Genomic DNA, 8,479 nt, shown 5'->3' with positions numbered 1-8,479 from the left:
GGCCTTCGGCGTCAACAGGAAGGGCGCCTTTGCGGGCATGCTCATGATCACGACGGTACAGACGGCCAGCATCTGGAACGTGGGGATCAAGACGGCGGCGGCCCAGAACATGGTCGCGATCGGCTTTATCGAGAAGACACTGGGCAAGACCATCACCTGGCTCGAATGGCTAATTGCAGCCGCGCCGTTCAGTATCATCATGTCGATCGCCCTCTATTTTGTGATGACGCGCATGATGCCGCCAGAGGTGAAGGAGGTGCCGGGCGGGCGGGACGGTATCCGCAAGGCGCTGTCCGATCTCGGCCCGATCAAGGCGTCGGAAATGAAACTCCTCGCAATTTCGCTCACATTACTCGCGTTCTGGGCAACCGAGGGTGTTTTCCATAGGCTCGATACCAGCACGACTACGCTTACGGCCGTTGCGCTCATGTTCATGCCAAGTATCGGCATCATGACCTGGAAAGAAGCGCAGCCGAGGATCCCATGGGGCACAATCATACTGTTCGGCGTTGGCATCAGCCTTGGGACCGCGCTGTTGCAAACCAGGGGAGCAATCTGGCTCGCCGACATCGCCGTCGCCGAGCTCGGACTTAAGCAGGCCAGCGCACTATTCATCCTCGGCACGATGAGTCTGTTCCTCATCGTCATTCATCTCGGTTTTGCCAGCGCTACTGCGCTCGCCTCCGCGATGATCCCGATCATTATTGCGGTGCTACAGGGCGTGGCAACACCCGGCATCAGCGTTGTCGGTATGACGATGCTGCTACAGTTCGTGGTCAGCTTCGGCTTCATCCTGGTAGTGAATGCACCGCAGAATATGGTGGCCTATGGTACCGAAACCTTCGAAGCGCGTGATTTCGTTCGCACTGGCCTGGTGCTCACACTGATCGCGTTTGCCTTAGTGATGGGACTAGGAGCGACCTATTGGCGCTGGCTTGGCTATGTTTGAGTTGGATGGAGCGAATGTGCCGCCTCTCGTTCCGACAATCGGTCCCAAGATCGCAAGCTGTGGAGACATGGACCCGAAGGAGATGATCGGATGAGGCCAACTGACATTTCCACGCCGGACTATTTCCACAAGGTGGTGGACTGCCAGTGGGCATGTCCGGCGCACACTCCTGTTCCTGAGTACATCCGGTTGATTGCGCAGGGTCGGTATTCAGACGCCTATATGATCAACTGGAGGTCGAATGTGTTTCCAGGAATCCTTGGACGCACCTGCGACCGACCGTGCGAACCGGCCTGTCGACGCGGGCGTGTGGAGAAGGAGCCGGTCGCGGTCTGCCGCCTAAAGCGCGTGGCTGCCGATTTCAAGGACGATATTCGCGATCGGCTGCCGAAACCCGTTGCGCGAAAGAATGGCAAGCGCATTGCGCTCGTGGGCGCCGGACCTGCTTCACTCACGGTCGCCCGCGATCTCGCTCCGCTCGGCTATGACTGCATCATGTTCGACGGCAATCGAAAAGCCGGCGGCATGATGCGCAGCCAGATCCCGAAATTCCGATTGCCCGATTCCGTCATTGACGAGGAATGTGCCTACATCCTCAACCTTGGCATAACATTTCATGACGGCGAACGTATCGACAGCCTGAAGGCCCTTCTCGCAGAAGGCTATGACGCGGTGTTCGTTGGCTCTGGCGCACCGCGCGGCCGCGATCTCGATATTCCCGGCCGCAAGGAAGCAACCAAGAACATTCACATCGGCATCGAGTGGCTGTCCTCCGTATCGTTCGGCCACGCCGATAAAATCGGCAAGCGCGTCATCGTCATCGGCGGCGGCAATACCGCCATGGACTGCGGACGTTCGGCACGCCGTCTCGGCGGCGAGAGCGTGAAGATTCTCGTCCGCGAGGATTTTGAGAACATGACGGCCTCGAACTGGGAGAAGGATGCTCTTCTCGGCGAGGGTATCACAATCTCCGTCAATCTGGCGCCCAAGGCGTTTACTCACGAGGGCGGCCAAATGACAGGCGTGCTGTTCGAACCGGTGAAAACTGTCAACGAAAATGGCCGCTGGATCGTAACCCCGACCGGCGCTCCATTGCAACATTTTCCATGCGACGACGTCGTGATCGCGGTCGGGCAGGAAAACGCGTTCCCCTGGATCGAGCGCGACATCGGCATCGATTTCGACAAATGGAATATGCCGGTTGTCGCGGAGACGACCTTCGTCTCAAGCAATCCAAAAGTGTTTTTCGGCGGCGACGCCGCTTTCGGCCCTAAGAACATCATCTCAGCAGTGGCACATGGCCACGATGCAGCACTCTCGATCCACCGTCTGCTGTCCGGCGAGGACATCAAGGAACGTCCGTTGCCTAACGTGCAGATCGAGAGTCAGAAACTGGGTATTCATGAATGGTCCTATCATAACGAAATCACGACCGATCACCGCTACCGCGTACCGTTGCGCGACCAAGAGGTGGCGCTGAAGGACATCCGCACGGAGGTCGAACTCGGTTACGACCTCAATCTCGCACTGGGCGAAGCATATCGCTGCCTGAATTGCGACGTGCAAACGGTGTTCAGCAGCCAGCTCTGCATCGAATGCGATGCCTGCGTCGATATCTGCCCGATGGATTGCATCACCTTCACCGCGAATGGGGAAGAAGATGAATTGCGGACGCGGTTGCGTGCGCCAGCGAAGAACCATTCCCAGGATCTCTATGTCGCCGACGATCTGAAGACTGGACGGGTCATGGTGAAGAACGAGGACGTCTGCCTGCATTGTGGACTTTGCGCCGAGCGCTGCCCGACCGGTGCCTGGGACATGCAGAAATATCTCATTGAAATGACTCATGCAGGTACGCCATGTCGAGCAAGACTCCAATCAGCCGCGTGAACGACTTTGTCGTGCGATTTGCCAACATCAATGGGTCAGGCTCCGCAAGCGCTAATGAATTGTTTGCGCGGGCGGTACTGCGTATGGGCGTGCCGGTCGCCCCACGCAACATATTTCCGTCAAATATCCAGGGCCTGCCGACTTGGTATGAGGTGCGGATCTCCGAGTCGGGCTATCTCGGCGCTCGCGGCGGCACCGACCTAGTGGTCGCGATGAACCCGCAGACCTTCGACAAGGACATGGCGGCGATCGAGTCCGGCGGGTATCTGCTTTACGATTCGACCAGACCAGTTCCGAAGTCGCATTTCCGCGACGATATCGGGATTTTGGGCGTCCCGCTGGGTGAGATTTGCAACCGCGAATACACCGACCCGCGCCAACGCCAGTTGTTCAAGAACATCATGTATATTGGCGCCCTTGCCGCGCTCCTCGACATGGATGTTAACGAAGTCGATAAGCTGATCGGCGAGCAATACAAAGGTAAGCATGAGCTAATTGAGCCCAACATACGCGCCTTCCATATCGGTCGTGATTGGACGCTGCAAAATATCAAGTGCCCGATCGGCCTGCGTGTGAAGCGCGCCGATGCTGTGGGCGATCGTATCCTCATCGAGGGCAATTCGGCGGCTGCTCTTGGCGCTGTCTTTGGCGGCGCCACGGTTTGCGCATGGTATCCTATTACGCCTTCTACCTCGATTGCTGACGCCTTTTCGTTTTATTGTGAGCGCTATCGGGTTGACGCCAAAACGGGAAAAAATAGCTACGCCATCATTCAGACCGAAGACGAACTGGCGTCCAGTGGCATAGTAATCGGTGCGGCATGGAATGGCGCGCGCGCCTTCGCCCCGACCTCGGGACCTGGCATCTCGCTGATGCAGGAATTTCTTGGACTCGCCTATTTCGCAGAAATCCCGGCCGTGATCATTGATGTCCAACGTGGCGGACCCTCGACCGGCATGCCCACCCGCACCCAGCAATCTGACGTCTTGATCGCAGCCTATGCCTCGCATGGCGACACAAAGCACGTGCTGCTCTTCCCTGAGGATCCGGCCGAGGCGTTCGAGTTCAGCGCGCTCGCCTTCGACCTCGCCGATCGCCTACAGACACCCGTTCTGATCATGATGGATCTCGATATCGGCATGAACCATCGTCTTTGCCGACCGCTGGCATGGGACGAAAATCGCAAATACGACCGCGGCAAGGTGATGACCGCCGCCGACCTCGACGCCGGCAAGGACTTCGGCCGTTATCTCGATGTTGACGGCGACGGTATTCCCTACCGCACCTATCCCGGCACCCATCCGACCAAGGGCTCATTCTTTACCCGCGGTACGTCGCGCGACCGCTACGCGCGTTATAGCGAGGAAGGCAGCGCTTACGTCGATAACATGGAGCGTCTGTTGCGCAAATTCGAGACCGCAAAAGACTTGGTGCCGCGGCCACTACAGGCGACCGCAGCGAAGCCAGCCAAATTCGGCGTCATTTATTACGGCTCAACTTCACCCGCCATGGACGAGGCGATCCACATGCTGGAGGCCGGCGGCAACGTCCTCGACCAAATGCGCGTGCGTGCCTTCCCGTTCCACTCAAGCGTGACGAGCTTCATTGCCGACCACGACTTCGTGTTCGTTGTCGAGCAGAACCGCGACGCGCAACTGCGCTCGTTGATCATCAATGAGTGCGGAATCGATCCAATCCGGCTGGTGCCGATCCTGCACTATGACGGAACGCCGATCACTGCGCATTTTATTGCGCACGGTATAGCCGATCAACTTATCGCACTTACGGCAATTCCGCTGCAAAAGGTGATGTCATGACCTATCTTGCCAAGCCGAAATTCCATCACCCCGAACTGCCGAAAAACACACTTGGCTACACTCACCGCGATTACGAAGGCTCGGTCACTACGCTCTGCGCCGGCTGCGGGCATGACTCGATCACAGCGGCCATTATCGAGGCGTGTTTCGAATTGTCGATCCAGCCGCACCGCGTGGCGAAGATTTCCGGTATCGGCTGTTCGTCCAAGACACCAACCTATTTTTTGGGTAATTCGCACGGCTTCAATACCGTGCACGGCCGCATGCCTTCGATCCTGACTGGCGCCAGCTTGGCCAATCGTGACCTGATCTATCTCGGCGTGTCGGGGGACGGTGACAGCGCCTCGATTGGCTTGGGCCAATTTGCCCATGCACTGCGACGCGGCGTCAACATGGTCTATATCGTCGAGAATAACGGGGTGTACGGTTTGACCAAGGGCCAGTTCTCCGCGACTGCCGACCATGGCTCGAAATCGAAACGCGGCGTCGCTAATACCGACAACGCAATAGACCTCGTCGGCATGGCGCTACAGCTCGGTGCGAGCTTCGTCGCACGGTCATTCTCCGGAGACAAGGCCCAGCTCGTTTCGTTGATCAAGGCTGCGATCGAGCACGAAGGCGCGGCCGTCATCGATGTGATTTCACCTTGCATTGCCTTCAACAACCATCCGGGATCAACGAAGAGCTTTGACCATGTGCGTGAACATAACATCGCGGTCAATCGGCTCGATTTCATCACTGGCCGCACACCGATCACGGTCGATTACGAACCCGGTACAGTCGAACTGGTGCAGCAGCATGACGGGACTTGGCTAAAGCTGCGCAAGCTGGCCGGCGACTACGACGCACATGACCGTCGCTTGGCAATGGATTTTCTGCTCAAGCACCAAGACAAGGCTGAGATCGTGACCGGTCTCGTTTATCTGGCTCCCAAGGCCGAGGATCTGCACGATCATCTTAATACGGTGGACGCGCCGCTTAACTCGCTCGGCGAGAAGGAGCTGTGCCCGGGTAAGGCGAGTTTGAAAGAGATCAACGCAAGCTTTCGGTGATCTTTCCCTAGAGATGAACCACAGAACGCTCGCGGGCTCACAAAAGTGCAAATGAAGCCGCTTCAAAGGATTGCATTACATGCCCTGCCCCGCATTACGACGGTCGGCGAGGAGCGTGCTGTAACGATTGCATCGATGACACCAAGCCGCCGGTCATGTCATCGACCCGCCTCCGGCCGTGGCCCGGGCATCGGCGGGTTCAAGCGCGAGTCAGAGATTGGGACCGCGCTGCATGAAGGCCACCCGGTCTATTTTGTCAGCTTCTTCTCCGCACCGAGCAACTGAGATTGTCTCCACGTCTATCCTATTCCTGCTTTCATCGTCGCGGCTCATTGCATGGCGAATCCATCCAGCAGAAGATCAGGGCCTGAACGATCTCCCTTACACTTGATCGGACCCCTTCTCTCCGAGTGCGGCATCTCTTGGAGCGGCGAATGAGCAAGGAGACTGTTAGTGTTGATCTTGCTCATGACATGGCCCATCGGCAAAGTTAACCTCGATCAAAGACATGCTTCGGGGAAGCGGCGACCAAACAGGCTCAGCATGAGATGGCGCTCACGTCTCTTGCACGCGGGCTAAGCCTCGCGAACGTTCCATGAGCGCCCTGGTCTCCCGAAGGCCGTAACAAACAGCAGGATTGCGTAGAATGACCTCCGACCGGCCATATGCTCACAACCACGACGGTCATGCTGGCGGCCCACCGCAAGACGAGCATCGTATCAATGCCCAGATCGTGGCGGCAGCCGGTTCTAGCCATTCTGAACATGCCGGGCACGGCGGCCACGACCACTCCGCAATGGTCGCTGACTTCCGCAAACGGTTCTGGGTCACGCTCGTTCTCACACCGCCGGTCCTGCTTCTATCCCCAATGATCCAGCACTGGCTAGGCGTCGCCCAAACGCTCGCCTTTGCAGGAGACGGACTGGTCCTATTCGCTCTTTCGACGATCGCCTATGTCTATGGCGGCTGGCCGTTCCTTGTGGGCTTCACGTCCGAGCTGCGAAAAGGGCAGCCCGGAATGATGACCTTGATCGCGCTGGCGATCTCTGCGGCCTACTTCTTCTCGGCCGCCACCACCTTTGGCTTTCCGGGAGAGCCGTTCTATTGGGAACTCGTGACTTTGGTCGCGATCATGCTTCTCGGCCACTGGGTCGAGATGCGCTCCGTGATGGGTGCATCGCGCGCGCTCGAGGAACTGGTCCGGCTGCTGCCCGACAGCGCAACGAAAATCGACGCCGACGGCTCGACGCGCGAGGTTTCCATCTCCGCATTGCAGCCAGGGAATCGGGTTCTCGTCCGCCCGGGCGCCAAGGTGCCCGTAGACGGGACGATCATCGAGGGATCATCCGGCTTCAACGAGGCGATGCTGACCGGCGAATCCCGCCCGGTCTCGAAGACGGTTGGCGCCACCGCTATCGGCGGCGCGATCAACGGTGCCAACGCCGTGACCATCGAGGTGACGGCCACCGGCGATGCGACCTATCTTGCCCAAGTCATCGACCTCGTGAAGAAGGCGCAGGCTACAAGATCGCGGACACAGGATATCGCGAACCGCGCCGCCGCCTGGCTGACCTATATCGCTCTCGCTGTTGGCTTCGGCACGTTCTTCGTCTGGTGGCTCATGCTCGATGCGTCGCTCCAGTTTGCGCTCGAGCGGATGGTAACCGTAATGGTCGTCGCCTGCCCGCATGCGCTCGGCCTTGCCGTTCCGCTCGTAGTTGCCGTCAGCACGTCGCTCTCCGCCGGCAATGGACTTCTGATCCGCGACCGCGCGGCGTTCGAGCGGGCGCGTAACCTCGCGGCGGTCGTCTTCGACAAGACCGGCACGCTGACAGAGGGCCGTTTCGGGGTCAGTGACATTGTATTGCTCACCGGCGGCAGCGAGGATGAGGAACTCGCGTTCGCAGCCGCAGCCGAGAGCCAGTCCGAACATCCGATCGCCCACGGTATCGTCGCCGAAGCAAAGAATCGCAACCTGACTGTTCCGAAGGCGAGCGACGTTCGCAATATCACCGGAGAGGGTATCGTTGCCAATGTCGATGGTCAGGACGTCCGTATCGTCAGCCCCGGCCACCTCGCAAGGCAAGGCGAGGCGATTGGCCACGAGCGGCTCAAGCAATTAGAGGCTCAGGGCAAAACCGTCGTCGTCCTTGTCCGCGCTAAAGAGCCGCGCGCACTGTTCGCGCTTGCCGACATTGTCCGGCCGGAATCGAAGGAGGCCATCGCAGAATTAAAGGCGCTCGGGATCAACTCCGTGATGCTCACTGGCGATGCCAAGGGGGTCGCCCAAGCGGTGTCTGAGGAATTGGGCATAGCTGAGTATTTCGCCGAGGTGCTGCCGGATCAGAAGTCCGAGAAGATCAAGGAACTACAGGCGCGCGGCCTACAGGTCGCCATGGTTGGCGACGGCGTGAATGACGCGCCGGCGCTGGTCGTAGCCGATCTCGGGATCGCCATCGGCGCCGGCACCGACGTCGCCGTGGAATCCGCTGACGTCGTCTTGGTCAGGAGCGATCCCCGCGATGTGGCCGCGATCCTCGGCCTGTCGCGCGCCACGTATCGCAAGATGGTGCAGAACCTGATCTGGGCAACCGGTTACAACGCAATTGCCATCCCGATGGCGGCCGGCATCACCTTCGGAACGGGTTTCCTCATGACCCCGGCCGTGGCCGCCGTTTTCATGTCAGCCAGCACCGTCATCGTCGCCATCAACGCGCAGTTCCTGCGTTTCTACAGGCGGCACAAATGAAGGCGTCGCCGGATCAAACGAG

Annotated in this window: 6 protein-coding genes; all 6 read left to right on the top strand. The window is 58.9% G+C overall.

What is annotated here, in order from left to right:
* Positions 1–949, top strand: a 949-nt coding sequence (locus tag BN32_RS27355) for an SLC13 family permease (protein ID WP_040425265.1), incomplete at its 5' end; no start/stop codon positions are given.
* A 90-nt stretch (positions 950–1,039) separates the two neighbouring features.
* On the top strand, positions 1,040–2,839 hold the full coding sequence (locus BN32_RS00125) for an FAD-dependent oxidoreductase (RefSeq protein ID WP_040425263.1): 1,800 nt from the start codon (positions 1,040–1,042) through the stop codon (positions 2,837–2,839).
* Entirely contained in the window at positions 2,809–4,656 is a 1,848-nt protein-coding gene (locus tag BN32_RS00120; protein ID WP_019198832.1) for a 2-oxoacid:acceptor oxidoreductase subunit alpha, read from the top strand. Before BN32_RS00125 ends, BN32_RS00120 begins: the two co-directional genes overlap by 31 nt.
* Positions 4,653–5,708 (top strand): 2-oxoacid:ferredoxin oxidoreductase subunit beta, encoded by a 1,056-nt coding sequence (locus BN32_RS00115; protein WP_019198833.1) that lies wholly within the window; start codon positions 4,653–4,655, stop codon positions 5,706–5,708. Before BN32_RS00120 ends, BN32_RS00115 begins: the two co-directional genes overlap by 4 nt.
* Positions 5,709–5,759: 51 nt before the next feature.
* Entirely contained in the window at positions 5,760–5,993 is a 234-nt protein-coding gene (locus BN32_RS28115; protein WP_082773452.1) for a DUF3141 domain-containing protein, read from the top strand.
* A gap of 361 nt (positions 5,994–6,354) precedes the next feature.
* Positions 6,355–8,457: a heavy metal translocating P-type ATPase gene (locus tag BN32_RS00110; RefSeq protein WP_082773453.1), complete on the top strand. Its 2,103-nt coding sequence runs from the start codon at positions 6,355–6,357 to the stop codon at positions 8,455–8,457.
* The last annotated feature ends 22 nt before the right edge of the window (positions 8,458–8,479 follow it).

It is taken from the genome of Afipia birgiae 34632, from assembly GCF_000308295.2.
In the GTDB taxonomy this organism is placed as follows: Bacteria; Pseudomonadota; Alphaproteobacteria; order Rhizobiales; family Xanthobacteraceae; genus Afipia; species Afipia birgiae.
The sequence above is the reverse complement of the archived record's forward strand: the minus strand, read 5'-3'. Positions and strand labels throughout refer to the sequence as shown.